Raw genomic sequence first — 26,635 nt, forward strand, 5'->3', positions numbered from 1 at the left:
GCTCGTCGACGAGCCCCCGCCGCCGCTGCCCGGCGCGGCCGGGCCCGGCCCCGCCGCACGCGCCGGGGCGCCGCACGAGCGGGCGTGGGCCTGCTTCACCTCCGGCAGCACCGGCCGGCCCCGGGCCGTGGTGCGCACCCGCGCCTCGTGGGCGGAGTCCTTCCCCCACCTGGGCGCCCTGGCCGGGATCGGCCCGGACGACACCGTGCTGGTCCCCGGCCCGCTGCACTCGTCCCTGTACGGCTTCGCGGCCGCGCACACCCTCGCCACCGGGGCGACGGCCGTCCTGCCGGGGCGCTGGCCCGCCGCCGCCCTGGCCTCCTGGCTGCGCGGGTGCACCGCGCTCCACCTGGTCCCGCACCAGCTGCCCGCCGCGCTGCAGGCCGCCCGGCGCTCCGGCGGGCGGCTGCGGACCGTCGTGGCCGGAGGGGCGGCCCTGGAGCCCGGCGCGCGGGAGCAGGCGGCCGCCGACGGGGTGCGCGTGCTGTCCTACTACGGCGCCACCGAGCTGTCGTTCGTCGCCGCCGACGCCGACGGGTGCGGGCTGCGTCCCTTCCCGGGCGTCGAGATCCAGGTCCGCGCCCTCCCCGGAGCCGCGCACGGAGCCGCCGCCGGAGGGCGGCTGGGCGAGGTGTGGGCCCGCTCGCCGTACCTGTCCGCCGGTTACCTGGCCGGCGCGGACGGGCCGCTGCGCGCCGACGCCGGCGGCTGGATGACCGTCGGCGATCTGGCCGAGCCGTACCGGCCCGGCCAGGCGCTGCGGCTGCGCGGCCGCGGCGGCGGCGCGATCCAGACCGGCGGCGCCACCGTCGTGGCCGAGGACGTCGAGGAGGTGCTCAGGAAGACCCCCGGCGTCGGCGACGTCGTCGTGGTCGGCCTGCCCCACCCCGACCTGGGCGCGGTGGTCGCCGCGGTCGTCGAAGGCGCCGGCGTGAGCCGGGCAGCGCTGGAGGAGGTGGCCCGCGCCGAGCTGGACCCCGCCCAGCGGCCCCGCCGCTGGTACGGCGCCGAACGCCTGCCCCGCACCGCCTCCGGCAAGCCGCGGCGCGCCCTGCTGGCCGCCCTGCTGGCCGCGGGCGACCCCGGTCTGCGCAGGCTCGGCTGATGCGTAAGCTGCCCTGACATGCGAGACGAACCGGCCGCGGAGCGGCCCGCCGTGGTCGCGGCCCTGCGCACCCCCATCGGCACCGCCGGGCACGCCTTCAAACAGGTGGGCGCCGCCGCGCTCGCCGCGCCCGTCCTGGCCGCCCTCGCCGAACAGGCCGCGCCCGCGGGCGTGCCCGTCGGCGACGTGGTGCTCGGCAACTGCACCGGCCCCGGCGGCAACCTCGCCCGGGTGGCGGCGCTGGCCGCCGGGCTCGGCCACGAGGTGCCGGGCCTGACCGTGGACCGGCAGTGCGGCAGCGGCCTGGCCGCGATCCTCGTCGCCGCCCACGCCGTCGCCGCCGGCGCGACGGACCTGGTCCTGGCCGGAGGGGTCGAGAGCGCCTCCACCGCGCCGCTGCGCGCCCACCGTGATCCCGCCGGTCTCGCCGGCTCCGCCGCCCCGGGCGACCTCGCGGCGGCGGTGCCGTACGCGCGGGCGCCGTTCACCCCCGACGGCCACCCCGACCCGGACATGGGGCCGGCCGCCGAGGCGCTGGCCGCGGCGTGCGGCGTCACCCGCGACCGGCAGGACGCCTACGCCTGCCGCAGCCACGCCCGGGCGCTGGCCGCCCGGCAGGCGGGCCGGTTCGCCCGCGAGATCGTCGGCGTCGGCGGCCGCACCGACGACCAGCGGCCCCGCGCCCTGCGGATGGAGACGCTGGCGCGGCTGCCGGCGGCGTTCGTGCCGGGCGGCACGGTCACCGCCGGCAACTCCTCCCCGATCAGCGACGGCGCGGCGGCCGTGGCCGTCGTGGCGGACCGGGTGCGCGCCGCCGCGGGCCTGCCGGGGCTGCGCCTGGTGGCCGGCTCCGTCGTCGGCTGCGACCCGGAGCTGCCCGGCTGGGGACCGGTGCCCGCCGTGCGCAGGGTGCTGGAGCGCTCGGGTGCGGACCTGGGCGACGTGGCGGCCGTGGAGATCGTGGAGGCGTTCGCCGCGCAGACGCTGGCCGCCTGCGACGGGCTCGGCCTGGACGTGCTGGGCGCCGACGGCGGGCGGGTCTGCGCCGACGGCGGCGCGCTCGCCCTCGGCCACCCGTGGGGCGCCAGCGGCGCGGTGGCGGTCGTGCGGCTGTTCTCCAGACTGGTCGGCCAGGCCCCGCCCGGGACGCTGGGCCTGGCCACGGCCGCGGTCGGCGGCGGCCTGGGGGTCGCCGCCCTGTTCGAGGTGGTGTGAGTGATCGAGTTGACCGGCGTGCACGTGCGGCTGGGGCAGCGCGAGGTGCTGCGCGGCGTCACGGCGTCGCTGACCGAGCGCCGCATCGGCGTGGTCGGCGCCAACGGCTCCGGCAAGAGCACCCTGGCGCGCCTGCTCAACGGGCTGGTCCTGCCGTCGGCGGGCACCGTCACCGTGGGCGGGCTCGACACCCGCCGCCACGCCGCCCGCATCCGGCGCCGCGTCGGGTTCCTGTTCACCGACCCGGACGCGCAGATCGTCATGCCGACGGTCGCCGAGGACGTGGCGTTCTCGCTGCGCCGCAGGGGGCTGCCGCGCGAGGAGGCCGACCGGCGGGTGCGTGAGGTCCTGGCCCGGTACGGCCTGCACGAGCACGCCGACCACCCAGCCCACCACCTGTCCGGCGGGCAGAAGCAGCTGCTGGCCCTGTGCTCGATCCTGGTGCTGGAGCCGGAGGTCCTGGTCATGGACGAGCCGACGACCCTGCTGGACCTGCGCCACTCCCGGCAGGTCGCCGCGCTGCTGCGGGAGCTGCCGCAGCAGGTCGTGGCGGTCACCCACGACCTGCCGCTGCTGGAGGGCTTCGACCGGGTGCTGGTGGTCGACGGCGGGCGCGTCGTCGCCGACGACGTCCCGGCCGGGGCGCTGGCCCGCTACCGGGAGCTGATGGCGTCGTGAACACCCTCACCGGCGCCTACGTGCCCGGCGCCTCGGCGCTGCACCGGCTGCCGGCCGGGGCGAAGCTCGCGGGCCTGGCCGTCTGCTGCACGGTGCTGGTGCTGCTGCGCTCGCCTGCGGCGCTGGCGGGCGCGGCGGCCGTGGTGGCGGCGCTGTACGCGCTGTCGGGGGTGGGGGCCGCGGCGGCCTGGGCGCAGGTGCGGCCGGTGCGCTGGTTCGCCGTGGTGCTGTTCGGGATGCAGCTGCTGGTGGCGGACCTGCCGGGCGCGGTCGTGGTGACGGCGCGCATCGTGCTGGCCGTCGCCCTGGCGGGGCTGGTCACCCTGACCACCCGCAGCGCGGCCGTGCTGGCCTGCCTGGAGCGGGCCCTGTCCCCGGCGCGGCTGGTCGGGCTGGACCCGTTCCGGTTGTCGCTGCTGCTGTCGCTGACGCTGCGCAGCGTGCCGGTGGTCGCCGCCCTGGCCACCCGGGTCCGCGAGGCGGCCCGCGCGCGGGGGGCCGAGCGCAGCGCGCGGGCCTTCGCCGTACCGCTGGTGGTGGCCGCACTGCGGCACGCCGACGCCCTCGGCGAGGCGCTGGCCGCCCGCGGCCTGGACGACTGACCCCGTCCCCTCACCGGCCCCATCCCCTCAACTCCGGCGCAGGCCGGCCGTCAGCCAGCGGCCGGCCACCGCGCACACCAGCGGCGCCGGCACGGTGCCCGCGCCCAGCCCCACCTCGACGAGCAGGTCGAACACCTCCCGGCGCCGGGCGGCGGTGCCGATCGCGGCGTCGATGAACCCGGGGAAGCGGGCGGCCAGCGCCAGCGCGTCGGTGGTGCGCAGGTGCCGCCCCAGCGCGCCGCGCAGGGCGCGCCGGTAGGCGGGCAGCGGGTCGCCCGGCGCTGCCAGGGCGGCCTCGGCGGCGAGCCGGCCCGACAGCAGCGCGTAGTAGATGCCCTCGCCGGTGAGCGGGTTGATGAGGCTGGCGGCGTCCCCGGCCAGCAGCACCCGGCCCGCGCCGGGCACCGGCCGCCCGCACGACAGCGGCAGCAGGTGGGCGCGCAGGTCCCGGGCGGGCAGATGGGGCAGCAGCTCGGCCAGCCGGTCGCACAGCACCCGCCGTGCGGGCGCCCCGGCGGCCCGCAGCCGGGGCAGCAGCATCCCGAAGCCGACGTTGGCGCTGCCGTCGCCGACCGGGAACGACCAGGCGTAGGCGGGCCAGCCGTCCTTCTGCATGACGACGAGCTGGGTGTCGTCGCCGGCCTGCGCGTCGGCGTAGCCGCGCACCGCCAGCGCGGTGTGCTGGTCGGCGGTCGCGGGCACGCCGATCAGGCGCCGCACCGTGGAGTTGGCGCCGTCGGCCGCGACGACGGCGCGGGCGGTGATCTCGCCGGACACGCCGGGACCGGCCGGACCGGCCGCGACTGGGCCGTCAAGGGTGACGTGGCCGCCGGTGTCGGCCAGCGCCCGCACGCGGTGGCGGCGGACCTCGACACCGCGGGCGCGGGCGGCCTCCACCAGGCGGGCGTCGAAGACGCGGCGCGGGACGACGAGGTTGGGCCGGGCGACGGCGGCGTGCACGCGCTCACCGCCGGGGGAGACCACCGCCAGGCGGCGCACCGGCCGGTAATCGGACAGCAGGCCGCCCACGCCGAGCAGGTCGAGCTCGGCCAGGCCGTGGGCGGCGATGCCGTCCCCGCAGGCCTTGTCGCGGGGGAAGTCCTCCCGGTCCAGCAGGAGCACCCGCGCCCGCGGCCTGATCTGCCTGGCCCGCAGGGCGGCCGCCGCCCCGGCGGGGCCGCCGCCGACGACCACCAGATCCCACACACCGTCCATTGTCGGAATCTGCCCGCTGCGGCCGGGCGGAACCGGGCCGGGGACGGGCGGCGCCGGCGGACGGCGCTCAGCGGACGGGCACGAGGTCGGGTCCGACGATGTGGCCCTGGTGCGGGTGGGGGGCGTTCTGGTCGTGGCGGAAGTGCCCGGCGTACCAGACGACGACGTTGGTGCGGCCGATGTCCTCCCCGTCGACGAACCGGTCGAGCATCGCCCGGTTGTCGCCGTCGGGGTTGCCGTCGTACAGCTCGCTTCCCCGGCGGCGCAGGAACCACAGGTCGGCGATGCCGTAGGGATCGGCGGTGTTGTCGTGCCCGCCGGGCACGATCCGGTAGCCGCGGCCGCTGGCGGCGTCGGTGACCTGCCAGAACCGGGCCGTGCCCCGCCGCCGCCGGGAGGTCTCCCGCACGAGCGGCGTGGCCTTCAGCACGCCGGGGGCGACCTCGTCGAACTGCTCGATCACGTCGTTGTCGGAGCCCTCGACGTCGAAGTCGAACCGCCAGTAGACGTGGTGGCGGTGGCGCATGCAGGTGCGCGGGTTGCGGACCCCGGCGAAACCGAAGCGGGGCCGGACCGTGCCGTCGTCGGCCAGGCGCCACTCCGAGACGTACCGGTACCAGCCGGCGGCGATCTCGCTGACGATCCGCACCTCGCCGCCGGCGTCGTGGAAGGCCACGCCCTGGAAGTTGCCGGCGTCGTTGTCGGGGCGTTCCAGGATCGTGCGCGGCGGCCGGGTGCAGACCCGCCAGCCCCAGCCGACCGGGTCGGCGCCGGTGGCCGAGAAGCGGGTCTCCTCGTTCTGCCAGTCGCGGAAGGTGACGCCGTCCTCCTCGTACTGCACGTTGAGGATCGGCACGTGCGCCTGGCGGAAGACCAGCCGGCCGCGGTGGCGGACCTCGCGCAGCTCCACCCCGGAGCCGTCGCCGGGGTTCTGCGGCGCGGAGGCGCGGGGCCGCACCACGACGAGGTTCCACAGCTCGGTGCCGCCGTCGAGCACGCGCAGCCGTACCGCGTCGGGGCCTCCCCGGTCGCGCAGGCTCTCCACCGGTTCGGGCAGGTGCGACTCGCAGTCGCCCGGGTGCATGGCCGGCGAGACCCCGGCCGGGGACCAGTCGACGGTGCCGGCGGCGGTGTCCACGGCGACGATGCGGTGCTTGACGGCCTCGCCGGGTGAGTAGACGCCCAGGGTGGAGCGGCGCGTCGTGGTGCCGTCGGGGTGCTCCAGGTCGGCCAGGGGCGGCATCGGCTGGTAGACGACCACGTCGCCGGAGGCGGGGAAGCGCGGGTCGGCCCGCAGGATCCGCGCCGCCTCCCGCAGCTCGGCCGGGCTCGGGTTGGGCCGCCAGGCGCTGGGGGCGACCTCGGCCCGCTCCGGCGCCGCGAGCGTGCCGCGCAGCTCCACCCCCCGGTTGGCGGCCGGATCGAAGACGCTCGCCCGGAACGGCGCCCCGCCGCCGGCGCTCCCCTCACCGCCGGCGGCGTCACGGCCCGTCACGGCGGCGGCGCCCAGGATGAGCCGCCCGGGGTCGGCGACCCCCAACTGTGCCGCGACCGCCGGGTGCCCGGCGGCGACCTGGCGTACCCGCTCGGCCGTCAGCCCGGCCTGCCCGACGGGCTCGATGATCAACTGTCTGGTCATGCGCGCTCCCCGTTCGATGTGTCGGCGGTCCGCGCCGCTGCGGATCTTCGGCGCCGTCTCGTTCCTATCCCGCCGGCTCGACGCGGCAAAGACCCGTGACGGTGCAGATATGGCAGACCCGCACCTTTTCGCCCTCTTCGCCGTCGCGGGGGCGGTACGGCCCGCGGGCGGCACGGCGGGGGAGGGGCCGCGGGCCGCGCGGGGCGGGCACGGGCGGGCGGGGCCGCGCGGGGAAGATGTCGCAGATCTGCGGCACAATACCCGCCATGACCACTCCGGAGGCGCAGCGTCCCGCCGGCACCGTGCTGGAGGCGGTGCTCGAGCGCATCACCTACGCCAACGAGGAGACCGGCTACACCATCGCCCGCGTGGCCACCGAGCGGTCCGGCGCGGAGCTGTTGACCGTGGTGGGGCCGCTGCTGGGCGCCCAGGTCGGCGAGTCGCTGCGGCTGACCGGCCGGTGGGGCTCGCACCCGCGCTACGGCCGCCAGTTCGAGGTGTGGTCCTACACCACCGTGCTGCCCGCCACCGTCCAGGGCATCCAGCGCTACCTCGGCTCCGGGCTGATCAAGGGCATCGGGCCGAAGATGGCCGAGCGGATCGTCGCCCACTTCGGGGTCGGCACCCTCGACGTCATCGAGACCGCCCCCGAGCGGCTGGTCGAGGTCCCCGGCCTGGGCCCCAAGCGCACCAAGATGATCGCGGCCGCCTGGGAGGAACAGAAGATCATCAAAGAGGTGATGATCTTCCTGCAGGGTGTCGGGGTGTCCACCTCGATCGCGGTGCGCATCTTCAAGCAGTACGGCGACAACTCCATCGCCGTCGTCAAGAGCGAGCCGTACCGGCTGGCCGACGACGTGTGGGGCATCGGCTTCAAGACCGCCGACACCATCGCCCAGGCGGTCGGCATCCCTCATGACAGCCCCGAGCGGGTCAAGGCGGGCCTGCGCTACACCCTGTCGCAGGCCGCCGACGACGGCCACTGCTACCTGCCGGCGCCCAACCTCGTCGGCGACGCCGTCAAGATCCTCGACGTGCCCGCCGAGCTGGTCGGGCGCTGCCTGGAGGAGCTGGTCGCCGACGAGGGCGTGGTCCGCGAGGAGCTGCCCGCCGGCGACGTGACGATCCCGGCGGTCTACCTGGTGCCCTTCCACCGCGCCGAGCTGTCGCTGGCCCGCTCGCTGCGGGCGCTGCTGACGTGCGAGCACGACCGGCTCGGCGCCTTCGCCGGCGTCGACTGGAAGGCGGCCCTTCAGTGGCTGCGCGGCCGTACCGGCGCCGATCTGGCCGACGAGCAGGAGAAAGCGGTACGGCTGGCGCTCACCGAGAAGGTCGCGGTGCTGACCGGCGGCCCCGGCTGCGGCAAGAGCTTCACGGTGCGCTCCATCGTCACCCTGGCCCGCGCCAAGAAGGCCAAGGTCATCCTGGCCGCCCCCACCGGCCGGGCCGCCAAGCGCCTGTCGGAGCTGACCGGCCACGAGGCGACCACCGTGCACCGGCTGCTGCAGCTGCGCCCCGGCGGCGACGCCACCTTCGACCGCGACAACCCGCTCGACGCCGACCTGGTCGTCGTCGACGAGGCGTCCATGCTCGACCTGCTGCTGGCCAACAAGCTCGTCAAGGCCGTCGCGCCCGGCACGCACCTGCTGTTCGTCGGCGACGTCGACCAGCTGCCCTCGGTCGGCGCCGGCGAGGTCCTGCGCGACCTGCTGGCCGCCGAGGACGAGATCCCGCGGGTACGGCTGACGCACATCTTCCGCCAGGCGCAGGAGTCGGGCGTGGTCACCAACGCCCACCGCGTCAACACCGGCCTGATGCCGGCACTGGAGGGCATGAAGGACTTCTTCCTGTTCCCGTGCGAGGAACCGGAGGAGATCGCGGCGCTCACCGTCGACGTGGTCGCCAACCGCATCCCGCGCCGGTTCGGGCTCAACGCCCGCCGCGACGTGCAGGTGCTGGCGCCGATGCACCGCGGCGCGGCCGGCGCCGGCAACCTCAACACCGTGCTGCAGGAGGCGCTCACCCCCGCCCGCGAGGGCATGCCCGAGCGCCGCTACGGCGGCCGGGTCTTCCGGATCGGCGACAAGGTCACCCAGCTGCGCAACAACTACGACAAGGGCGCCGCCGGGGTGTTCAACGGCACTGTCGGCGTGGTGACCGACATCCGGCCCGACGACCACAGGCTGCTGGTGCGCACCGACGAGGACGAGGATGTCGAGTACTCCTTCGACGAGCTCGACGAGCTCGCCCACGCCTACGCCGTCTCGATCCACCGCTCCCAGGGCAGCGAGTACCCGGCGGTGGTGATCCCGCTGGCCACCAGCGCGTGGATGATGCTGCAGCGCAACCTGCTCTACACCGCGATCACCCGCGCCAAGAAGCTCGTCGTCATCGTCGGCTCGCGCCGCGCGCTGGGGCAGGCGGTGCGCACCCGCGGCGCCGGTCGCCGCCACACCAGCCTGACCCACCGGCTGCGCCAGGGGTGAGCGTGCGCCAGGGGTGAGCGGCCGCGCCGCCCCGCACCCCGCCGCGGCGCCGGTCGCCGGCCCGCCCGGGTGCGGCGCCGGTACGGCCGCGCTCAGCGCGCGGCCGTACCGGCGCCGTCGGCGGCGGCGATCACCCGGGTCAGCGCCCGGTGCAGGTCCTGCAGCTCGGTCAGGTCCATGCCCAGGCGCTCGACGATCGCCTCGGGCACCTTCAGCGCCTGCCCGCGCAGCGCGTGGCCGCGCCCGGTCAGCACGACCGCCAGGGAGCGCTCGTCGGCGCTGGCGCGGCGGCGCTCCACCAGCCCCGCGGCCTCCAGCCGTTTGAGCAGCGGCGAGAGCGTGGCCGGCTCCAGCCGCAGCAGCTCGCTGAGGTCCTTGACCGACAAAGGCGCGTGCTGCCACAGCGCCAGCATCACCAGGTACTGCGGGTGGGTCAGGCCCATCGGCTCCAGCACCGGCCGGTAGAGGGCGATCACCGACCGCGAGGCGACCGCCAGGGCGAAGCACACCTGGTTCTCCAGGGACAGCGGATCGGCGATCTCGCTCATGTCGGTCACGGGCACCTCCGTCGGGCTCCAGCTGGCACATCAGGTAATTTAGTGCCCTAACCGTTAGTAGGCTAAATACCAGCCCCCGCACCGGCGCACCTGCCCGGTCGCCCCCGCCCACCCCCGAGGAACCGCCATGGCAGAGCGTAAGAGGAAGAGCCTGGAAGAGCGGATCGCCGACCGCCAGGCTCAGCGGCCTCCCCTGAAGGAGGGCAAGCACTTCGAACACGGGCCGGCCAAGTGGCTGTTCGTCTTCGTGATGGTGTTCATCGTGCTCATCCACATCGTCGGGCTGCTCATCGTCATGGCCGCCGAGACCTGACCGGAAGCCCCGGCCCGTCCCCGTCCCCGTCCCCCTCCCGGCTCCGGCCGCGCCCCGCCCGGTGCCGGACGCTTCGGCGATGCCATCGCCGTAGAGCAGGCATGCCTCCCAGGGGCCACTGCGGGCAGGCGGGCAGGCGGGCAGGCGGGCAGGCGGGTCCACCGTCATCTTGACGGCGGCGTGACACGCCGTCAATGGCCGCTTCACCGTCGAAAGTTGCTGAAACGTGACATTCCCAGGCTGAACCCTGGACGCCCCATGCGCATCTCCTATTAGTGTTTTAGACGCACTTTGCTGCATATGGGGGATGGAGTTGTGTTGAACGCCGGAGATCGACGACTCAGAACGCCACTGACCGGTCTGGCCGTGGCGGCCACGGCCCTGCTCGTCGCCTCCTGCTCCAGCGGGTCGGCCGGGACCACGCCCGTCGCCGACAGCAAGGACGCCGGCGCCGGCAGCGCCCAGACCGCGCCGGCCGCCCCGGTCATAAAGATCAGCCCGGCGGAGGGCAGCCAGGACGTCCGGCCCGGCAAGAAGGTCGTCGTCACCGCCGACGGAGGCGCCCTGGAGCAGGTCACCGTGGAGAGCGACGGCGAGCAGCTGGAAGGCGAGTTCGACGCCGCCCGCACCAAGTGGGTCTCCACCACGCCGCTGAAGCCCTCCAGCGACTACACCGTCTCGGCGCGCACGGCCGACGGCACCACCGCCGGCAGTTCCTTCACCACCCTGAAGCCGAAGATCGAACTGGCCGTGGCGGACGTGACCCCCGCCGTCAAGGGGGAGAAGGTCGGCGTGGGGGCGCCGATCATCGTCACCTTCAACCAGCCCATCACCGCCAAGGCCGGCAAGGCCAACGTCGAACGCGCCCTGCAGGTCGAGTCCGAGACCCCCGTCGAGGGCGCCTGGCGGTGGATCGACGACAAGACCGTCATCTACCGGACCGCGAAGTTCTGGGAGCCGCACCAGAAGGTCACCTTCACCGCCCACCTCGAAGGAGTGCAGGGCGGCAAGGACATGTACGGCACCAAGGACCTCACCAAGACCATCCGCATCGGCGCCGAGCAGATCTCCACCGTCGACACCCGCAAGAAGACCATGATCGTCAAGCGGGACGGCAAGGTCGTCAAGAAGATGCTCATCAGCGCCGGCATGGCCACCACCCGCGCCTACACCACCACCAGCGGCGTGCACCTGGTCATGGGCAAGTCCAACCCCGAGCGGATGATCTCTCCCGGCTTCCCCAAGGGCCACCCGGAGTACTACGACGTCATGATCAACCATGCCGTCCGGTTCTCCAACAGCGGCGAGTACGTCCACGCCAAGAACAACGTCTGGGCCCAGGGCCGGCGCAACGTCAGCCACGGCTGCATCAACGCCCGCCCCGACCAGGCCAGGTGGTTCTACGGGATCGCCCAGCGCGGCGACGTCATCGTCATCAAGGGCACCGACCGCCAGATCGAGTGGAACAACGGCTGGAGCTACTGGGAGCTGTCGTTCAAGGAGTGGAAGAAGGGCAGCGCCCTGTCGGCCTCCTCCTCCTGACACCCGCCGGCGCCTGACGGCCCACGGCGGACCGGAGACGACCACCGTATCCGGCCCGCCGCCCGGCCACCGGCCGGCGGGCCCCGGCCCGCTCCCGCGGAGCGGCCACGCCCTCAGATGAGCGACAGCTGCCGGGCCGCGGGCACCGCAGGCCCCACCCGCGGCGGCCCCCACACCAGGCCGTACCGCGCCGCCAGCGCCGCCACCTCGCCCGTCACCCGCTCCGCATACCCCGCCTCGGCGTCCGGGCCGGCGCCGTACAGCTCCTCATAACGCGCCACCAGCCCCGGATGACGCTCACCCAGCCACGACAGATACCACTCCCGCGCCCCCGGCGGCAGCCGCAGCACCCGCGGCTCCACCCCCGCCGCCCCCGCCGCGGCGATCCGGCGCACCGTCGCCGCCAGCTGGTCGGGGGAGTCGGTCAGCAACGGCAGGACCGGCGCCATCGCCACCCCGCACACCACCCCCCGCCCGGCCAGCTCCGCCACCAGCTCCAGGCGCTTCTGCGCGCTCGGCGCGCCCGGCTCGACCGCCCGGCGCACCTGGTCGTCGACGAACGCCACCGACACCACCACACTCGCCCCCGGGACCGCGGCCAACAGCTCCGCGTCCCGCAGCACCAGCGGGCTCTTGGTGTGCACGGTGAACACCGCCCCCGCCTCACCCAGCGCGGCCACCACCCCCGGCATGAGCCGGTAGATCTCCTCGGCCCCCTGATAGCAGTCACCGGCCAGGCCCACCGCCACCGGCGCCCCGTCCCACCTGCGGGCCAGCTCCCCCCGCAGCCGCCGCGCGACGTCGGTGCGCACCACGATCCGCGAGTCGAAGTCGGCCCCGGCGTCCAGCCCCAGATAACGGTGCCCCCGCCGCGCCGAGCAGTACCGGCACGCCTGCGCGCACCCCCGGTACGGGCTCACCGCCCACCCGCCCGCCACCGCCTCCAGCGCCGTACGGGCCCGCACCTCGTAGCAGGTCAGCGCGCCATGGACCCGCGTCACCGCAGTGCGCTCGATCCGCGGCCGCGGGTCGGGCACCTCGGCCAGCAGCGCAGGGGAGTCCCATCCCATACCATCCAGTGGAACACGCTTTCGACTCCGCTCGCAAGCGCTTCGCCCCCCGCCGCGCCCTCCGCACCGCCCGCAGGCACCCCGCACGGCGCGCACCGCAGGACACCCGCACCGCCGCCACCCGGCCACCGGGGGAGGACCCCCGGAAAAACGACCCGCGCGCCCCGGCCGCGCCTGCCCTAGGCTGACACGGTGCTCGAACCCGACTACCCGATCCGCACCGAACGCCTCCTGCTGCGCCCCTTCACCCCCGCCGACCTCGACGCCCTGCACGCCATCCAGGCCCGCTCCGACGTCGCCCGCTACCTGTACTGGGAACCCCGCGACCGCGAGCAGACCCGCGAGGCACTCGAGACCAAGACCACGCAGACGGCGCTGCGCGACGAGGGCCAGGCCCTGTCCCTGGCCGTGGAACTGGCCGCCACCGGCGAACTGATCGGCGACGCCCTGCTGTTCTGGCACAGCCGCACCCACCGCTCCGGCGAGATCGGCTACGTCTTCCACCCCGACCACCACGGCCGCGGTTACGCCACCGAGACCGGCGACGCCCTGCTGCGCCTCGGCTTCGACGACCTCGGACTGCACCGCGTCACCGGCCGCCTGGACGCCCGCAACACCGCCTCGGCCCGCGTCCTGGAACGCCTCGGCATGCGCCGCGAGGCCCACCTCGTCGAGAACGAGTGGGTCAAGGACGAATGGACCGACGAGGTCGTCTACGCGATCCTGCGCCGCGAATGGCACAAGCGGCAGGACGAGCGCGAGAGCACCCGGTGACCGTGATCCTGCACCTCGCCCTGACCGCCGACTGGCAGGCCGCCCGGGCGGCGGGGGAGTACCGCGTCTCCACCCTCGGCCGCACCCTGGAGGAGGAGGGCTTCATCCACGCCTGCGCCGACCACGCCCAGCTGACCGGCGTCGCCCGCCGCTTCTACCGCGGCGTCACCGCACCCCTCACCCTGCTGGCGGTCGACCCCACCGGCCTCGACGTCCGCCTGGAGCCCGCCGCCGGCGAGACCTTCCCCCACGTCTACGGGCCCATCCCCGTGCGCGCCGTCGTCTCCGCCACCCCGTTCACCCTGCCCTGACCCCGGACAGCCGCCGCTCGCGGAACAGCACGGCGGCGGGGACCGGAGCCCGCCGCCCCGGCCCCGCCCGCGCTCACACGCACAGAGCCCGCTCGATCCGGCGCGCCGCGAACACCAGCCCCGCCGCCGCCATCACCACCAGATACGCCGCGTGCCCCAGCAGCGCCCACCCCGGCTGCCCGATGGCCAGCCCCCGCACCAGCTCCACCGCGTGGAACAGCGGCGTGGCCGCCACCAGCACCTCCATCGCCACCGGATAGTCCTGCACCGGCGAGAACGTCCCGGAGAACAGGAACAGCGCGAACTGCCCCGTGGTCAGCAGATCGAAGTCCTGCCAGCCCCGCATCAGCGTGCTGATCGCCATCCCGACCCCGCCGAACGCCAGCCCCACCAGCAGCGTCGCCGGGAACGCCGCCAGCGCCCACCCCGGCGCGGCCAGCCCCAGCGCCACCATCACCACCAGGAACGCCCCGGTGTAGACCGAACTGCGCACCAGCGCCCACGCCAGCTCACCCAGCGCGATCTCCAACGGCCGCACCGGCGTCGCCAGCACCGCCTCGAACGTCTTGGAGTACTTCATCTTGAAGAAGAAGTTGAACGTCGTCTCCGACAACGCCCCCGACATCGCCGACACCGCCAGCATCGCCGGCGCCACGAACACCGCGTACTCCACCACCCGGCCGCCCGGCAGCGTCAGCCCGCCCACCAGCGCCCCCACCCCGACACCGATCGACAGCAGGTACAGCACCGGCTCGAAGAAACCCGACACCAGCACCAGCCAGTAGGACGGGCCGCTGCGCAACGCCCCCACATTGCGGCCCACCACCGCTCCCACCCGCGACGGCGAGACCCGGAACGGCGCCACCCGCGCGGCCAGCATCATCGTCACCATGCTCAGTCCTGAAGTCGCTTGCGGAAGGCGGCGCCCGCCCACACCAACCCCGCGGCGGCGAACACCAGCAGGCACACCACGTGCGCCGCCACCGGCCACGGCGGCGCCGCCCCCAGCGTCGCCGCCCGGCACAGCTCCACCCCGTGCCAGAGCGGCGAGGCGTACGCCAGCGGCCGCACCGCCTCCGGCAACTGCTCCACCGGGAAGAACACCCCCGCGAACAACGTCGACGGGATCATCACGAACCGGAACAGCAGCGCGAAGTAACTGTCATGCTCGACGCTCGCCGCGAACGCCGTCACCGGCGCCGCCGCCGCGACCGCCACCAGCCCCGCCACCAGCGGCGTCACCACCGCCCACGGCGACCGCAACGCCCCGAACAGGCCCGTCACCACCAGGAACACCACCACGGCGATCTCCACCCGCAGCAGGATGTACAGCAGCCAGCCCGCGACCATGTCCCGGATCCCGACCGGAGTGGCGCGCATCGCGTGATAGCCCCGCGTCCACTTGAAGTCGCCCAGCACCGAGTACGTCGACTCGCCCACCGCCATCTGGAACGCCGTCGACGCCAGCACCCCCGGCACGATCCACGACAGGTAGTCCACCCCGCCGATCCCGCCGACGTACCCGCCGACCCCGATCCCGATGCTCACCAGGAACAGCACCGGCAAGATGAACGACGAGAACACCGACGCCCGCCACAGCCGCCGGTACAGGCACAGATGACGCTCCAGCACCGCCACCGTCGGATGAACCATCAGTCCACCAGCGTCCGGCCGGTCAGCTGCAGGAACACGTCCTCCAGCGAGGAACGCCGCACCAGCACACTCGAGGGCGCCAGCCCCCTGCGGTGCACCTCCGCCACCGCGGCGTCCCCGTCATCGGCGTACACCAGGATCCGGTCCGGCAGCGGATCCACCCGCCCGATCCCCTCCAGCTCGCCCGCGTGGTCCGCCTCCCCGGCGAAGCGCAGCTCCACCACCTCGGGCGTCGAATATCTCTCGATCAGCGAACGCGGCGACCCCTCCGCCACGATCCGCCCGCCGTCCATCACCACCAGCCGGTCGCACAACTGCTCGGCCTCGTCCATGTAGTGCGTCGTCAGCACCAGCGTCGTGCCCCGCTGCTTGAGCCGGAACAACCGCTCCCACAGCAGATGCCGCGCCTGCGGATCCAACCCCGTCGTCGGCTCGTCCAGCAGCACCAGGTCCGGATCGTTCACCAGCGCCCGCGCGATCGTCAGCCGCCGCTTCATCCCGCCCGACAGCGGCTCCACCATGCCGGAGGCCTTCTCCTGCAACTGCGCGAACTCCAGCAGCTCATCCGCCCGCCGCCGCGCCTCCGCCCGCGACAACCCGAAATACCGGGCATACGTCGTCAGGTTCTCCCGCACCGTCAGATCCGGATCCAAATTGTCCAGCTGCGGGCACACCCCCAGCCGACCCCGGATCCTCGACCCCTCCCGCACCGGATCCATCCCCAGGATCCGCAGCTCACCCGCCGTCGGCATCGACACACAACTGATCATCCGCATCGTCGAGGACTTGCCCGCACCGTTCGGCCCCAGGAAACCGAACGCCTCCCCGGGCGCCACCTCCAGATCGATGCCGTCCACCGCGGTGAAATCACCGAACCGCTTGACCAGGCCGCGCGCGTAGATGAGGGGTCGCTCAGACACGCCGCGACCGTAGCAGAGCCCCACGACACTCCGGCAAACGACTTACCGGACCACCCACGGGACCATCCGCCCCGCCGCCGCGCCCCTCACCGGGCCACCGGCCGCCGCCCCCGCCGCGCCGACCGGCCGGGACCCCGCCCCGCGGGCACCCCCTCCGCCGCGGCCGCCCGCCGCCTCCTCCTGCGCCGCCCCAGCAGCCAGCCCGCACCCAGCACGGCCAGCCCCAGGGGAGTACGCGACAACCACCGCACCACCACGACCTTGAAGAACCTCTTCATGCACCACCCACTGCCCCCCGCCCCCGCCCCCATGCCCCCGGCCGGAGGCCACCGCAACCCACACCCGCGACCCCCTCCGCAGCCCACCCTCCTGACGGTACGCTCACCCCATGTCGAACCTGATCGTCATCATCCTCCTGACGGCGGTGTTCGCCGCAGCGGCCATCGGCCTCATCATCCTCGCGGTACGGCTCGCCCAACGTCCCCGCAACGCCCTCCTCACCGGCAGCCTCAGCCCCGAACTCATCGAACAGGTCCGCGAACTCAAAACCACCGGCCAGTTCGACCAGGCCGTCTTCATGGTCCGCGGCGAGACCGGCATGAGCCACCGCGCGGCCACCCGCCTCGTCCGCAGGATCCACTGACCACACCCCGCCCCCGCACCCCGACCCCACGCAGATCGCGAGGCCGCCCGATGACAGCAGGCACCGTAGTGCGGCAGATCCGCGACCTCGGACCAGGCGACCACCTCTGCCTGCCCTTCGCCGACGACACCGAGCAACGCGAGATCGCCACCGCCTTCGTCACCGCCGGCCTCACCCGCCGCGAACGAGTCCTCTACTTCACCGACCGCGCCAGCACCGCCACCGTCCACTCCTGGCTCCGCTCCGGCCCCCCGCGCACCGCCCTGCACACCGGGCAACTACGCGTCCTCACCGCCGGCGAGAGCTACCTGACCACCGGCCGATTCGACCCCGACACCATGGTCGCCACCCTCGCCGCCGAAACCGACCGCAGCCTCCACGACGGCTACACCGGCCTGCGCGTCACCGGCGAGATGGGCTGGGCCGTACGCGACGTCCCCGGCGCCGACGCCCTCGAAGACTACGAGCGCAAAGTCGCCACCGTCTTCGCCGCCGGCCGCTCAGCGGCCCTGTGCCAGTACGACACCCGCCTGTTCGCCCCCGCCCGCCTCCACACCCTCACCGGCTGCCACCACGGCATCGCGGAGATGAACGCCCTCCACCACGACGCCCTGTCCCGCATCACCCCCGCCTACCGGCACGGCGGACGCGTCCTCCGCCTGACCGGCACCATCGACCAGAGCAACGCCCCCGCGCTGGGAGCCGTCCTCACCGCCGAGACCCGCCGCCCCGGCGACCTCCGCCTCGACCTGAGCGAACTGGAGTTCATCGACGTCGCAGGCCTGCGCGTCATCGCCGACACCGCCGCCCGCCTCACCGGCGACCGGCGGCTGCACCTCCTCCACCTCGCCCCCATGCTCGCCGGCGTCATCCACCTGATCGGCTGGGACCACGAACCCCGCCTGACCGTCACCCCCCGGGCAGCCCACCCATGACCCCCGACCGACCTCCCCGCCTGACCCACCACGCCCTGCTCTACGACTGCGAACAGAGCCTCCTCGACACCGCCACCCGCTTCTGCCTCGACGGCCTCGGCGACGGCGACGCCGTCCTGGTCGTCACCACCCCCGCCACCATCGCCCAGCTCCGCCACGCCCTCGGCTCCGCGGCATCCCGCGTCGAATTCGCCGACTCCCGCACCTGGTACGACACCCCCGGCCGGGCCCTGGCCGCCTACCACCGCCACGTCACCGCCCGCACCGCCACCCACCACCGGATCCGCATCCTCGGCGAACCCGTCTGGCACGGCCGCCACCCCCGCGAAACCCTCGAATGGACCCGCTGCGAGTCCATCGCCAACGTCGCCCTCGCCGACTCACCCGCCTGGATCGTCTGCCCCTACGACACCCGCGCCCTGCCCGCCCACCTCACCGAAGACGCCCAGCGCACCCACCCCCACCTCACCACCGGCGCCCACACCCGCCCCAGCCCCCTCTACACCGACCCCGAGATCTTCACCCGCATCCGCGACCACCGGCCCACCGGCACCGAACCCACCAGTACCGGGCCCACCAGCAGCGAGCCCGCCGCGACCCTGCGCTTCGACCACGACCTCGGCAAGGTCCGCGCCTTCCTCACCACCCAGGCCGCCGCCCTCGGCCTACCGGACACCGACACCGCGAAACTCGTCTTCGCCGCCAACGAGGTCGCCACCAACGCCGTCCAGCACGGCGGCGGCACCGGCGAGATACGCCTCCACCGCCACGGCCCGGCCCTCGTCTGCGACGTCCACGACTCCGGCCGCCTCACCGCCCCCTTCCCCGGCTACCTTCCGCCCACCACCCCCCACCACGGCCGCGGCCTGTGGGCCGTCCGCCAGCTCTGCGACCTCGTCGAGATCCACCGCAACCGCCCCGGCACCCTGGTCCGCCTCCACCTCACCCTCACCCCGCCCGCCCGGACCTGACGTCCGGCCTCACGAACCCCCGGGACCGCCACCGTCCGGACCGCCGCCGTCACCCGCGGCCAACCGGCCCAGCACGCCGTACGCCGGATTGCCCCGCGCCGCCCGCCGCACCTCACGCGCCGTCGACGCCACATACGCCTGCCCCGTCACGATCGACGAATGGCCCAGCAACTCCATCAGCTCGTGCGCCGACGCACCCCGCTCCGCCAACCGCGTCGCGAACTCGTGCCGCAGCGCGTGCACCAGCGTCCCCCGCTGCACCTGATCATGGACCCCCGCGTACCGGTAACACTGCCGCACCAGATACTGCAACCCACCCCGCCGCAACGGCTCACCCGAGGTGTCCACCAGCAACGCCGCCGACCGGGGGAGCGACGCCAGTCCGAACCGCTCCATCCGGCTGCTCAGATACCGCTCCACCAGCCGCTCCACCGGCGGCTCGATCGGCAGCGACCGCGTCCGGCCGCCCTTGCCCACCACCTGGATCCGCCGGTCACCCGGCGAACCCCCGATCGACCCCAGCGTCAACCCCAGCAGCTCCGCCGAGCGCATCCCCGTCACCAGCGCCAGCGCCAGCACCGCCAGATCCCGCTCCACCCACGGATCCCGCGCCTTACGCGCCCCCGCCGCGATCCGCTCCAGCAACGTCACCGACGCCGACCCGTCCCCCAGGAACGGCTTCGGCGCCTTCGCCGGCTGCCGCGGACGCGGCACCGCCGCCATCGGATTGCCCTCCAGCAGCCCCTCCGCCACACAGAACGTCAGAAACTGGTTCCACGCGCTCCACGCCCGGTTGACACTCGCCGCCGACCGCGGCTCCGAGAACTCCGCGAACGCCCCCCGCACCAGCCGCCCCGACAGCGCCCGGACCTCCAGCTCCGCCACCGGAACCCCCGCCAGCCCCGCCGCGATCTCCGCCACCAGCCGCAGATCCCGCTCGTAACCGGCCACCGTGTTCACCGACAGCTTCTTCGTCCGCAACGACGCCACGAACTCCGCCACCGCCTCCGGCACCCGCATCGGCACCAGCGGACCACCACCACCCACCACGGCCTCCACACACGACGAAGATCCGGCCACGCGGCTGAAATTATGCATCGAAACCACCCGCCGGCCACGCCGGACCCGCCGCCACGCGGGGGAGAGGACCCCACCGGACGAACACCCGCCCGCCCGCCGCGGATAGGTTGCCGCCATGACCACCGTCCACCTGCCCGGCCTGACCCTCACCGACCACACCTTCACCGTCCCACTCGACCACGCCGACCCGGCGGGGGAGACCATCGAGGTGTTCGCCCGCGAAGCCGTCGACCCCGCCCGCCGCGACCACGACCTGCCCTGGCTGCTGTTCCTCCAGGGCGGCCCCGGCGGCAGATCACCCCGCCCCACCGCCGCCGACGGCTGGCTCGGCCACGCCCTCAAGACCCACCGCGTGCTCCTGCTCGACCAGCGGGGGACCGGCCGCAGCACCCCCGTCACCGCCGCCGCCCTCACCGGCACCCCCGCCCGGACCGCGGCCCGCCTCCGCCACTTCCGCGCCGACGCCATCGTCGCCGACGCCGAGCACATCCGCCGCGCCCTGACCGGCGACCGCCCCTGGGAGACCCTCGGCCAGAGCTACGGCGGCTTCATCACCCTCACCTACCTGTCCCAGGCGCCCGAAGGCCTCAGAGCCTGCTACATCACCGGCGGCCTGCCAGGACTGACCGCCACCGCCGACGACGTCTACACCCGCACCTACCCGCGCGTCCGCGCCAAGGCCGACCGCTACTTCACCCGCTATCCCGCCGACCGCGCCCGCCTGGACGCCATCGCCGACCACCTGCGCGACCGGCGCGTCCTGCTGCCCGACGGCGACGAGCTCACCGTCCGCCGCCTGCAGACCCTCGGCATGGAACTCGGCACCGGCGACGGCGCCCACCGCCTGCACTGGCTCCTGGAAGACGCCTGGAGCGGCGGCGAGCTGTCCGACGCCTTCCGCTACCAGGTCATGAACGCCACCGGCTTCGTCGCCAACCCCCTCTACGCGGTCATGCACGAGTCCATCTACGCCCAGGGGGCCGCCACCGCCTGGGCCGCGCACCGCCTGCTGCCGCCCGACTTCGCCGAGACCGCCCGGCCGCTGCTGCCCACCGGCGAGATGATCCACCCCTGGATGTTCGACGACATCGCCGCGCTGCGCCCCTTCAAGGAGGCCGCGCACCTGCTGGCCGCCGCCGACTGGCCCGCCCTCTACGACCCGGTACGGCTGGCCGCCAACCGGGTCCCGGTCGCCGCCGCCGTCTACTACGACGACATGTACGTCGACGAGCGCCTGTCCGCCGAGACCGCCGCCGCGGTCGGTAACCTGCGCGCCTGGGTGACCAACGAGTGGGAGCACGACGGCGTCCGCGTCTCCGGCGGCCGGGTCCTGGCCCGCCTCATGGACATGGTGTCCGGCCGCCTCTGAACCCGGGCGCCGCACCGCACCGCACCGCCTGCTGCCGCCCGCCGGCGTCCGGGGGGAGGGAGTCACAAATGCAGCATAAGTAAAATTATGCATCAAACGCGTTCGGCGAGACGGTGATCGGGGCGGTGCTCCGCCGAACGGGACGGGAAGCATGCGTGGCGGGATCCGCGTGACGTGGCATCCTCGGGAAGAGACCGGCGCACCGCCGCCGCGGCGTGGAGGCATCCCGCGAGGAGGACGCGTGACGATGGCACGAGTGCTGGTGATCGGCCTCGATCCCGCCAAGATCCAGGGCTGGGACCCGGAACCGGTCCGGGCGGCGATGGCGCGCGGCCGGGCCCGCTTCGACGAGCACGGCCTCGAGGCCGACTGGTGCCTGCTGGTGCTCGACGATGACCCCGAAGGCGCGATCACACAGGCGCTGACCGGCACGGATTACGGCTGCGTGGTGATCGGCGGCGGCATACGCAAGCACGAACCGCTGCTCGGACTGTTCGAGAAGGTGGTCAACCTGGTGCGCCGGCACGCGCCCGATGCGGCCATCGCCTTCAACAACGACCCCGAGGACTGCGCCGACGCGGCCCTGCGGTGGCTGCGCCGGCCCGGCGGGACCGGTTGAGGGCACCGCCCCGCTCCCGATACGGACTTTTGGCGCATCATGTCCCATACCAGACAGAAGCTGAATTCTGTCTGGTATGGGACATGATGCGCCATATAGGGGTTCTGTGGGGCGGGATCCGCTACCCGCACCGGTAGCCCCTGAGGAGGCAACCCGTGCGGCGGTTCGTGCGCGGGACTCCCCTGCGGCACCCCCCTCTCCCGGCGGAAGGATCTGCCGGGCCCGTCGGCGGTGCCGGGCGTGGCTCCGCCGTCCGGCCCCCGGCGCCCATCCGTCGGAGCCCTCCCCCACCAGGGACGCCCCCGGCTCCCGCCGGTCCGGGCGGACGTCCCGGGACGTCACCGGCGGAGGAGGGCCTCGGCGATGGGGTGGTCTCCGATGATCTCGAGTTCTCCGTGCGCCGCGGCCTGTGCGGCCGTCAGGGCGCCCTGGGCGAGGGCGAGGCAGGTGGCCGCGTCCGTGGCGAGGCGGACGTCGGCGTCGGGGGCCGGTCCGTCCCCGTAGGAGGGGCCGGCGGGGCCCAGGCGGATGTGGAAGGCGCCCTCCCCCAGTGTCACCTCGACGACCCCGGTGACGCCCGCTCCGGCGGCGTCGCCGGCGGCCCGGGCGAGCAGGTCCATCAGCGGGATGGCGGACCAGTGGGCCCGGATCGCGTCCGTGGGGCGCTGACCGGTCATCTCCCGCGCTCCCCAGGCGGCCAGTGCGGTGAGCACGGGCAGGAGGCCGTGGCCGTGCGGGGTCAGTTCGTACACCGACGCCGTGGCGGGCGGGGGCAGTCTGCGGCGGGCCAGGAGGCCGTCGCGCTCGAGGTCCTTCAGGCGGGCGGCGAGGACGTCGGTGCTGACGCCCGGCAGGTCGGTGTGCAGGTCGGTGTATCTGCGGGGGCCGGCCAGCAGTTCCCGGACGATCAGCAGGGTCCACCGGTCGCCGACGAGGTCGAGGGCCCGGGCGATCGCGCAGTACTGGTCGTAGCTTCGCCGTGGCATGCGGCCACCCTACTGGTTGGACTTTCCAAGTGCTTACTTGGTAGAACCAAGTACGGCCCGCGGGCGCGGGGCGCGGACACGGACGGGAGACCGAGCGCATGGAGTTCCGGCAGTCGAGCAAGCTGAACGGTGTCTGCTACGAGATCCGGGGGCCGGTCATCGAGCACGCCGACGCGCTGGAGGCGGCGGGTCACAGCGTGCTGCGGCTGAACACCGGCAATCCGGCGCTGTTCGGCTTCGAGGCGCCCGAGGAGGTCGTGCAGGACATGATCAGGATGTTGCCGAGGGCGCACGGCTACACCGACTCGCGGGGGGTGCTGTCGGCGCGGCGGGCGGTGGTCCAGCACTACCAGGAGCGCGGCCTGGGCGGGGTGGACGTCGACGACGTCTATCTGGGCAACGGCGTGTCGGAGCTGATCTCGATGGCGGTGCAGGCGCTGGTCGACGACGGGGACGAGGTCCTGGTCCCCGCGCCGGACTATCCGCTGTGGACGGCCGTCGTCACGCTGGCCGGCGGGCGGGCCGTCCACTACATGTGCGACGAGTCGGCCGATTGGCATCCCGATCTCGAGGACATGGCCGCGAAGATCACGGACCGGACGAAGGCCGTGGTGGTCATCAATCCCAACAACCCGACGGGGGCGGTGTATCCGCGGGAGGTCCTGGAGGGGATCGTCGAGCTGGCGCGGCGGCACGGGCTGATGGTGCTGGCCGACGAGATCTACGACAAGATCGTCTATGACGACGTGGTGCACCACCATGTGGCGGCGCTCGCTCCCGACCTGGTGTGCCTGACCTTCTCGGGGTTGTCGAAGTCGTACCGGGTGGCGGGGTTCCGTTCGGGCTGGCTGGTGGTGTCGGGGCCGCGCGAGCACGCCCGTGACTATCTGGAGGGGCTGAGGATGCTGGCCTCCATGCGGTTGTGCGCCAACGCTCCGGCGCAGTACGCCGTCCAGGCGGCGCTCGGGGGACGGCAGAGCATCGTCGAGCTGGTGCGTCCCGGGGGGCGGTTGCGGGAACAGCGTGATCTGGCCTGGGAGAGGCTCAATCGGATTCCCGGTGTCTCGTGCGTGAAGCCGAAGGGGGCGGTGTACGCCTTTCCGCGGCTGGATCCGGAGGTGCACCGGATCGTCGACGACCAGCGGTTCGTGCTGGACCTGCTGCTGCGGGAGAAGATCCAGGTCGTGCAGGGCACGGGTTTCAACTGGCCGCGTCCGGATCATTTCCGCATCCTCACCCTGCCGTACGCCGACGATCTCGATGCGGCGATCAGCCGGATCGGCCGGTTCCTGGAGGGTTACCGTCAGGTGTGACCGGCCGGTGCGGTGTTGCGGGGGTGTTGCGGGGGTGCCGTGGGCGGTCCTGCGGCGCCTTCGGGCGGCGTCTCGGTGGCGCCGGGACGCCGCGGGGGCGCGCCCGGGGTGCCGAGGGGCGCCGAGGGGCGCCGAGGGGTGCGGTCGCCGGTGTCGTGGCCGGTCAGGCCTGGCCGGCCTCGCGCTTGATCTGGTCGAACTGTGCGGCCATCGCCGCTGCGAGGGCGTTGGCGGCCGAGAGGGGGCGGACCATGACCGTGAAGTCCTTGATGAGTCCGTTGGCGTCCAGTCGCAGGAAGTCGCAGCCGGTGATCTCCTTGTCGCCGACCTTGGCCTGGAAGAGCAGGGCGTGGTCGTGGCCGTCGGGGTCGTTGATCTCGCGGATGTAGCGGAAGTCGGTGAAGACGCGCATCACCGCGCGCAGGATCGCCGCGGTGATCGGTTTGCCGGGGTAGGGCTGGAAGGCGACCGGGCTGGTGAACACCACGTCGTCGGCGAGCAGTGCCTCGATCGCGGCGTGGTCACGGGCTTCGACGGCTTTGCGGAAGGCGTGCATCCCGGTCTCCATGGTCGTCCGGTTCGTCGGGTAGGAGGAGCTTAGCCGGGGGTTCCGGCCGGGTCACCTGTCTGTGGTGGGGTGGGTGTCCCGCCGTGGCGGGGCTGGGCGGGGCGGCGTGCGGGGGTGTCCCCCGGTGTCGTGGGCGGGCGGGGTGACTCGAGGCCCGTATTTTGCTGTTCCGGCAACAAGGTTTGTCATCTTGGACGGGCAGCGCCGACCATCTGAGGGAGATGGAGGTGCACGTCATGGATGTACGAACGGGATCGTCGGCCGCCTCCCCCGCGGACGGGGAGCGGCGGTACGACGTGGTGGTGGTCGGCGGCGGGGCCGCGGGGCTGAGCGGGGCGCTGACGCTGGCGCGGGCCCGGCGCTCGGTGCTGGTGGTCGACTCGGGCCGGCCGCGCAACGCCCCGGCCGAAGGCGTCCACGCCTATCTGGGGCGTGAGGGGACGCCGCCGGCGCTGCTGCTGGCCGAGGGGCGCAAGGAGGTGGAGTCGTACGGCGGGCGGTTCCTGGCGGGTGAGGCCGTGTCGGCGGAGCGGTCGGCGGAGGGCGGCTTCCGGGTGGTGCTGGCGGACGGCTCGCGGGTGGCGGCGGAGCGGCTGCTGGTGACCACGGGCCTGGCCGACGAGCTGCCGCCGGTGCCGGGGCTGGCCGAGCGGTGGGGGCGTGAGGTGCTGCACTGCCCGTACTGCCATGGCTGGGAGGTGCGCGATCAGGCGATCGGCGTGCTGGCGACCGGGCCGCGGGCGGTGCACCAGGCGCTGTTGTGGCGGCAGTGGAGCCGGGACGTGACGCTCTTCACGCACACGGTCTCCGGGTTCGGCGAGGAGGAGTACGAGCAGTTGGCGGCCCGGGGGGTCGCCGTGGTGGAGGGGGAGGTGACCGGTCTGCGGGTGACCGGCGACCGGCTCGGCGGGGTGGTGCTCGCCGGTGGCCGGGTGGTGCCGTGCCGGGCGCTGGTGGTGGCGCCGCGTCTGGTGGCCCGTGGTGGCCTGCTGGCGGCTCTGGGGTTGGAGCCGGTCGATCTGGAGATGGACGGGCAGGTGGTCGGCAGCCGGATCGCGGCCGACGCGGCGGGGGCGACGGAGGTCGCCGGGGTGTGGGTGGCCGGGAACGTGACGGCCCTGTTCGATCAGGTGATGGGTGCCGCGGCGGCGGGTGCGCGCGCGGGTGCGGCGATCAACGCCGATCTGGTCGCGGAGGAGACGCGGCGGGCGGTGGCGGCCCGGCGGGGCGCCCTGTCGCTTTCCGGGCCGGTCTCCGGTGGGTGAGCCGGTCCGGGGCGTGCGGAGGACGACGGTGACGACGGGAAAGGCGGAGGGGACGCGGATGTCGTATGACGGCATGTCGGATGAGGAGTTCTGGGACGCCCGGTACGGCGGGAGCCACCAGCGTGTCTGGAGTGGTGATCCCAATGTGGCGCTGGTCGCCGAGGGTTCGGATCTGGAGCCGGGCAGGGCGCTGGACCTGGGGTGCGGTGAGGGGGGCGACGCGATCTGGCTGGCGCGGCGGGGATGGCGGGTGACGGCGGTCGACATCTCCGGGGTCGTGCTGGAGCGTGCGGCCCGGTCGGCGGAGGAGGCGGGGGTGGCCGGCCGGATCGACTGGCAGCGGCACGATCTCGGGGTGTCCTTCCCCGAGGGGGAGTTCGATCTGGTCTCGGCGCATTTCCTGCACTCGCCCGGGGCGGGCATGCCGAGGGAGAAGATCCTGCGGGCCGCGGCCTCGGCGGTGGCGCCCGGTGGGGTGCTGTTGATCGTCGGGCATGCGGGTCCTCCCCCGTGGGATCCGGACGGCTATCCGGAGGTGCACCTGCCGACGCCGCAGGAGGTGCTGGAGGGGCTGGCGCTGCCGCGGGACGGGTGGCGGGTGCTGCGTTGTGAGGAGTACGAGCGGGAGCAGGCCGGCCCGGAGGGGCGGCCGTTCACGCGGACGGACAACGTGCTGAAGGTCCGGCGCCTGGACGGGTGATCTCCTGCGGAGGCCGCCGGCCGGTTCGCGGGCGGGTCGGGTCCGTGCCGCTCCCCCGTGCCCGGTTCCGCCTCCGGGTGCGGCCCGGCTCCGGGGCCCGCGGGCC

28 protein-coding genes are annotated in these 26,635 nt (G+C 74.0%); 17 read left to right on the plus strand and 11 right to left on the minus strand.

Going from position 1 to position 26,635, the window contains the following annotated elements; genetic code table 11:
• The 4 genes from ACFOWE_RS23630 to ACFOWE_RS23645 form a co-directional block, all read left to right on the plus strand.
• Positions 1-1,105: ANL family adenylate-forming protein (locus tag ACFOWE_RS23630; protein WP_377291355.1), on the plus strand; the 1,105-nt coding region annotated here is incomplete at its 5' end.
• 18 nt (positions 1,106-1,123) lie between these two features.
• The gene (locus ACFOWE_RS23635) at positions 1,124-2,320 is read left to right on the plus strand and encodes a thiolase family protein (RefSeq protein ID WP_377291357.1); all 1,197 of its coding nucleotides are present in this window, start codon (positions 1,124-1,126) and stop codon (positions 2,318-2,320) included.
• Positions 2,321-2,998, plus strand: coding sequence for an energy-coupling factor ABC transporter ATP-binding protein (locus tag ACFOWE_RS23640; protein ID WP_377291359.1), 678 nt, complete (start codon positions 2,321-2,323; stop codon positions 2,996-2,998). It abuts the gene before it with no gap.
• Positions 2,995-3,600, plus strand: coding sequence for an energy-coupling factor transporter transmembrane component T family protein (locus ACFOWE_RS23645; protein ID WP_377291361.1), 606 nt, complete (start codon positions 2,995-2,997; stop codon positions 3,598-3,600). Before ACFOWE_RS23640 ends, ACFOWE_RS23645 begins: the two co-directional genes overlap by 4 nt.
• 27 nt (positions 3,601-3,627) lie before the next feature.
• Here ACFOWE_RS23645 and ACFOWE_RS23650 read toward each other — a convergent pair whose 3' ends face one another.
• Positions 3,628-4,815: a geranylgeranyl reductase family protein gene (locus tag ACFOWE_RS23650; protein WP_377291363.1), complete on the minus strand. Its 1,188-nt coding sequence runs from the start codon at positions 4,813-4,815 to the stop codon at positions 3,628-3,630.
• A gap of 67 nt (positions 4,816-4,882) precedes the next feature.
• Positions 4,883-6,454, minus strand: a complete 1,572-nt coding sequence (locus tag ACFOWE_RS23655) for a hypothetical protein (RefSeq protein WP_377291365.1) — start codon at positions 6,452-6,454, stop codon at positions 4,883-4,885.
• 266 nt (positions 6,455-6,720) lie between these two features.
• Here ACFOWE_RS23655 and recD2 point away from each other — a divergent pair, with 266 nt between their 5' ends.
• The gene (gene recD2 / locus ACFOWE_RS23660; RefSeq protein ID WP_377291367.1) at positions 6,721-8,940 is read left to right on the plus strand and encodes an SF1B family DNA helicase RecD2; all 2,220 of its coding nucleotides are present in this window, start codon (positions 6,721-6,723) and stop codon (positions 8,938-8,940) included.
• A gap of 92 nt (positions 8,941-9,032) precedes the next feature.
• On the opposite strand, the gene ACFOWE_RS23665 is transcribed toward recD2, so the two are convergent.
• Positions 9,033-9,488 carry a MarR family winged helix-turn-helix transcriptional regulator gene (locus ACFOWE_RS23665; protein ID WP_377291407.1) on the minus strand — a complete coding sequence of 152 codons (456 nt, stop codon included), beginning with the start codon at positions 9,486-9,488 and terminating at the stop codon, positions 9,033-9,035.
• Positions 9,489-9,624: 136 nt separating this feature from the next.
• Between ACFOWE_RS23665 and ACFOWE_RS23670 the strand changes: the two genes are divergently transcribed.
• Complete coding sequence (locus ACFOWE_RS23670) at positions 9,625-9,810, plus strand: hypothetical protein (RefSeq protein WP_344859009.1); 186 nt, start codon at positions 9,625-9,627, stop codon at positions 9,808-9,810.
• 318 nt (positions 9,811-10,128) lie between these two features.
• Entirely contained in the window at positions 10,129-11,352 is a 1,224-nt protein-coding gene (locus tag ACFOWE_RS23675; RefSeq protein WP_377291369.1) for a L,D-transpeptidase, read from the plus strand.
• Between the two features lie 113 nt (positions 11,353-11,465).
• Here ACFOWE_RS23675 and ACFOWE_RS23680 read toward each other — a convergent pair whose 3' ends face one another.
• A complete protein-coding gene (locus ACFOWE_RS23680) occupies positions 11,466-12,422 on the minus strand; it encodes a radical SAM protein (RefSeq protein ID WP_377291371.1) in 957 nt (318 codons plus the stop codon).
• Positions 12,423-12,614: 192 nt separating this feature from the next.
• Here ACFOWE_RS23680 and ACFOWE_RS23685 point away from each other — a divergent pair, with 192 nt between their 5' ends.
• Positions 12,615-13,196, plus strand: a complete 582-nt coding sequence (locus ACFOWE_RS23685; RefSeq protein ID WP_377291373.1) for a GNAT family N-acetyltransferase — start codon at positions 12,615-12,617, stop codon at positions 13,194-13,196.
• On the plus strand, positions 13,193-13,507 hold the full coding sequence (locus ACFOWE_RS23690) for a DUF952 domain-containing protein (protein WP_377291375.1): 315 nt from the start codon (positions 13,193-13,195) through the stop codon (positions 13,505-13,507). Before ACFOWE_RS23685 ends, ACFOWE_RS23690 begins: the two co-directional genes overlap by 4 nt.
• Before the next feature lie 73 nt (positions 13,508-13,580).
• Here ACFOWE_RS23690 and ACFOWE_RS23695 read toward each other — a convergent pair whose 3' ends face one another.
• From ACFOWE_RS23695 to ACFOWE_RS23710, 4 genes are all read right to left on the minus strand, one after another.
• Positions 13,581-14,399, minus strand: coding sequence for an ABC transporter permease (locus ACFOWE_RS23695; RefSeq protein ID WP_377291377.1), 819 nt, complete (start codon positions 14,397-14,399; stop codon positions 13,581-13,583).
• Between the two features lie 2 nt (positions 14,400-14,401).
• On the minus strand, positions 14,402-15,160 hold the full coding sequence (locus ACFOWE_RS23700) for an ABC transporter permease (protein WP_377291379.1): 759 nt from the start codon (positions 15,158-15,160) through the stop codon (positions 14,402-14,404).
• Positions 15,160-16,080 carry an ABC transporter ATP-binding protein gene (locus tag ACFOWE_RS23705; RefSeq protein WP_377291381.1) on the minus strand — a complete coding sequence of 307 codons (921 nt, stop codon included), beginning with the start codon at positions 16,078-16,080 and terminating at the stop codon, positions 15,160-15,162. Before ACFOWE_RS23705 ends, ACFOWE_RS23700 begins: the two co-directional genes overlap by 1 nt.
• 86 nt (positions 16,081-16,166) lie before the next feature.
• Entirely contained in the window at positions 16,167-16,358 is a 192-nt protein-coding gene (locus tag ACFOWE_RS23710) for a DUF6203 family protein (RefSeq protein WP_377291383.1), read from the minus strand.
• Positions 16,359-16,468: 110 nt separating this feature from the next.
• Here ACFOWE_RS23710 and ACFOWE_RS23715 point away from each other — a divergent pair, with 110 nt between their 5' ends.
• Genes ACFOWE_RS23715 through ACFOWE_RS23725 form a run of 3 tightly spaced genes read left to right on the plus strand, consistent with a single transcriptional unit; the run spans position 16,469 to position 18,629 of the window.
• Entirely contained in the window at positions 16,469-16,723 is a 255-nt protein-coding gene (locus tag ACFOWE_RS23715) for a hypothetical protein (protein WP_377291385.1), read from the plus strand.
• 50 nt (positions 16,724-16,773) lie between these two features.
• Positions 16,774-17,658, plus strand: coding sequence for an MEDS domain-containing protein (locus ACFOWE_RS23720; protein ID WP_377291387.1), 885 nt, complete (start codon positions 16,774-16,776; stop codon positions 17,656-17,658).
• Positions 17,655-18,629 carry an anti-sigma factor RsbA family regulatory protein gene (locus tag ACFOWE_RS23725; RefSeq protein WP_377291389.1) on the plus strand — a complete coding sequence of 325 codons (975 nt, stop codon included), beginning with the start codon at positions 17,655-17,657 and terminating at the stop codon, positions 18,627-18,629. Before ACFOWE_RS23720 ends, ACFOWE_RS23725 begins: the two co-directional genes overlap by 4 nt.
• A 9-nt stretch (positions 18,630-18,638) precedes the next feature.
• Here ACFOWE_RS23725 and ACFOWE_RS23730 read toward each other — a convergent pair whose 3' ends face one another.
• Positions 18,639-19,649 (minus strand): tyrosine-type recombinase/integrase, encoded by a 1,011-nt coding sequence (locus tag ACFOWE_RS23730; RefSeq protein WP_377291409.1) that lies wholly within the window; start codon positions 19,647-19,649, stop codon positions 18,639-18,641.
• 175 nt (positions 19,650-19,824) lie between these two features.
• Between ACFOWE_RS23730 and ACFOWE_RS23735 the strand changes: the two genes are divergently transcribed.
• Both ACFOWE_RS23735 and ACFOWE_RS23740 read left to right on the plus strand, forming a co-directional pair.
• Entirely contained in the window at positions 19,825-21,078 is a 1,254-nt protein-coding gene (locus ACFOWE_RS23735; protein WP_377291391.1) for an alpha/beta fold hydrolase, read from the plus strand.
• Positions 21,079-21,325: 247 nt separating this feature from the next.
• Positions 21,326-21,697, plus strand: coding sequence for a hypothetical protein (locus ACFOWE_RS23740; RefSeq protein ID WP_377291411.1), 372 nt, complete (start codon positions 21,326-21,328; stop codon positions 21,695-21,697).
• 338 nt (positions 21,698-22,035) lie between these two features.
• Here the strand turns inward: ACFOWE_RS23740 and ACFOWE_RS23745 are convergent, their stop codons facing one another.
• A complete protein-coding gene (locus tag ACFOWE_RS23745; protein WP_377291393.1) occupies positions 22,036-22,683 on the minus strand; it encodes a winged helix-turn-helix transcriptional regulator in 648 nt (215 codons plus the stop codon).
• A gap of 98 nt (positions 22,684-22,781) precedes the next feature.
• On the opposite strand from ACFOWE_RS23745, the gene ACFOWE_RS23750 reads away from it, so the two are divergent.
• Positions 22,782-23,996, plus strand: coding sequence for a pyridoxal phosphate-dependent aminotransferase (locus tag ACFOWE_RS23750; protein ID WP_377291395.1), 1,215 nt, complete (start codon positions 22,782-22,784; stop codon positions 23,994-23,996).
• A gap of 163 nt (positions 23,997-24,159) precedes the next feature.
• Here ACFOWE_RS23750 and ACFOWE_RS23755 read toward each other — a convergent pair whose 3' ends face one another.
• Positions 24,160-24,552 (minus strand): nuclear transport factor 2 family protein, encoded by a 393-nt coding sequence (locus ACFOWE_RS23755; protein WP_377291397.1) that lies wholly within the window; start codon positions 24,550-24,552, stop codon positions 24,160-24,162.
• A gap of 248 nt (positions 24,553-24,800) precedes the next feature.
• Between ACFOWE_RS23755 and ACFOWE_RS23760 the strand changes: the two genes are divergently transcribed.
• Both ACFOWE_RS23760 and ACFOWE_RS23765 read left to right on the plus strand, forming a co-directional pair.
• A complete protein-coding gene (locus ACFOWE_RS23760; protein ID WP_377291398.1) occupies positions 24,801-25,829 on the plus strand; it encodes an NAD(P)/FAD-dependent oxidoreductase in 1,029 nt (342 codons plus the stop codon).
• 28 nt (positions 25,830-25,857) lie between these two features.
• Positions 25,858-26,529, plus strand: a complete 672-nt coding sequence (locus ACFOWE_RS23765; RefSeq protein WP_377291399.1) for an SAM-dependent methyltransferase — start codon at positions 25,858-25,860, stop codon at positions 26,527-26,529.
• Positions 26,530-26,635: the final 106 nt, after the last annotated feature.

Source organism: Planomonospora corallina (assembly GCF_042650625.1).
GTDB classification, from domain to species: domain Bacteria; phylum Actinomycetota; class Actinomycetes; order Streptosporangiales; family Streptosporangiaceae; genus Planomonospora_B; species Planomonospora_B corallina.

What these genes read in the sequence shown, in the direction of transcription:
- ACFOWE_RS23635 (WP_377291357.1), top strand. Translation starts at nt 1,124, where the DNA reads ATGCGAGACGAACCGGCCGCGGAGCGGCCCGCCGTGGTCGCGGCCCTG.
- ACFOWE_RS23650 (WP_377291363.1), bottom strand. Translation starts at nt 4,815, where the DNA reads ATGGACGGTGTGTGGGATCTGGTGGTCGTCGGCGGCGGCCCCGCCGGG.
- ACFOWE_RS23655 (WP_377291365.1), bottom strand. Translation starts at nt 6,454, where the DNA reads ATGACCAGACAGTTGATCATCGAGCCCGTCGGGCAGGCCGGGCTGACG.
- recD2 (WP_377291367.1), top strand. Translation starts at nt 6,721, where the DNA reads ATGACCACTCCGGAGGCGCAGCGTCCCGCCGGCACCGTGCTGGAGGCG.
- ACFOWE_RS23665 (WP_377291407.1), bottom strand. Translation starts at nt 9,488, where the DNA reads ATGAGCGAGATCGCCGATCCGCTGTCCCTGGAGAACCAGGTGTGCTTC.
- ACFOWE_RS23670 (WP_344859009.1), top strand. Translation starts at nt 9,625, where the DNA reads ATGGCAGAGCGTAAGAGGAAGAGCCTGGAAGAGCGGATCGCCGACCGC.
- ACFOWE_RS23680 (WP_377291371.1), bottom strand. Translation starts at nt 12,422, where the DNA reads ATGGGATGGGACTCCCCTGCGCTGCTGGCCGAGGTGCCCGACCCGCGG.
- ACFOWE_RS23695 (WP_377291377.1), bottom strand. Translation starts at nt 14,399, where the DNA reads ATGGTGACGATGATGCTGGCCGCGCGGGTGGCGCCGTTCCGGGTCTCG.
- ACFOWE_RS23700 (WP_377291379.1), bottom strand. Translation starts at nt 15,160, where the DNA reads ATGGTTCATCCGACGGTGGCGGTGCTGGAGCGTCATCTGTGCCTGTAC.
- ACFOWE_RS23710 (WP_377291383.1), bottom strand. Translation starts at nt 16,358, where the DNA reads ATGAAGAGGTTCTTCAAGGTCGTGGTGGTGCGGTGGTTGTCGCGTACT.
- ACFOWE_RS23715 (WP_377291385.1), top strand. Translation starts at nt 16,469, where the DNA reads ATGTCGAACCTGATCGTCATCATCCTCCTGACGGCGGTGTTCGCCGCA.
- ACFOWE_RS23720 (WP_377291387.1), top strand. Translation starts at nt 16,774, where the DNA reads ATGACAGCAGGCACCGTAGTGCGGCAGATCCGCGACCTCGGACCAGGC.
- ACFOWE_RS23725 (WP_377291389.1), top strand. Translation starts at nt 17,655, where the DNA reads ATGACCCCCGACCGACCTCCCCGCCTGACCCACCACGCCCTGCTCTAC.
- ACFOWE_RS23730 (WP_377291409.1), bottom strand. Translation starts at nt 19,649, where the DNA reads ATGCGGGTGCCGGAGGCGGTGGCGGAGTTCGTGGCGTCGTTGCGGACG.
- ACFOWE_RS23735 (WP_377291391.1), top strand. Translation starts at nt 19,825, where the DNA reads ATGACCACCGTCCACCTGCCCGGCCTGACCCTCACCGACCACACCTTC.
- ACFOWE_RS23740 (WP_377291411.1), top strand. Translation starts at nt 21,326, where the DNA reads ATGGCACGAGTGCTGGTGATCGGCCTCGATCCCGCCAAGATCCAGGGC.
- ACFOWE_RS23745 (WP_377291393.1), bottom strand. Translation starts at nt 22,683, where the DNA reads ATGCCACGGCGAAGCTACGACCAGTACTGCGCGATCGCCCGGGCCCTC.
- ACFOWE_RS23750 (WP_377291395.1), top strand. Translation starts at nt 22,782, where the DNA reads ATGGAGTTCCGGCAGTCGAGCAAGCTGAACGGTGTCTGCTACGAGATC.
- ACFOWE_RS23755 (WP_377291397.1), bottom strand. Translation starts at nt 24,552, where the DNA reads ATGCACGCCTTCCGCAAAGCCGTCGAAGCCCGTGACCACGCCGCGATC.
- ACFOWE_RS23760 (WP_377291398.1), top strand. Translation starts at nt 24,801, where the DNA reads ATGGATGTACGAACGGGATCGTCGGCCGCCTCCCCCGCGGACGGGGAG.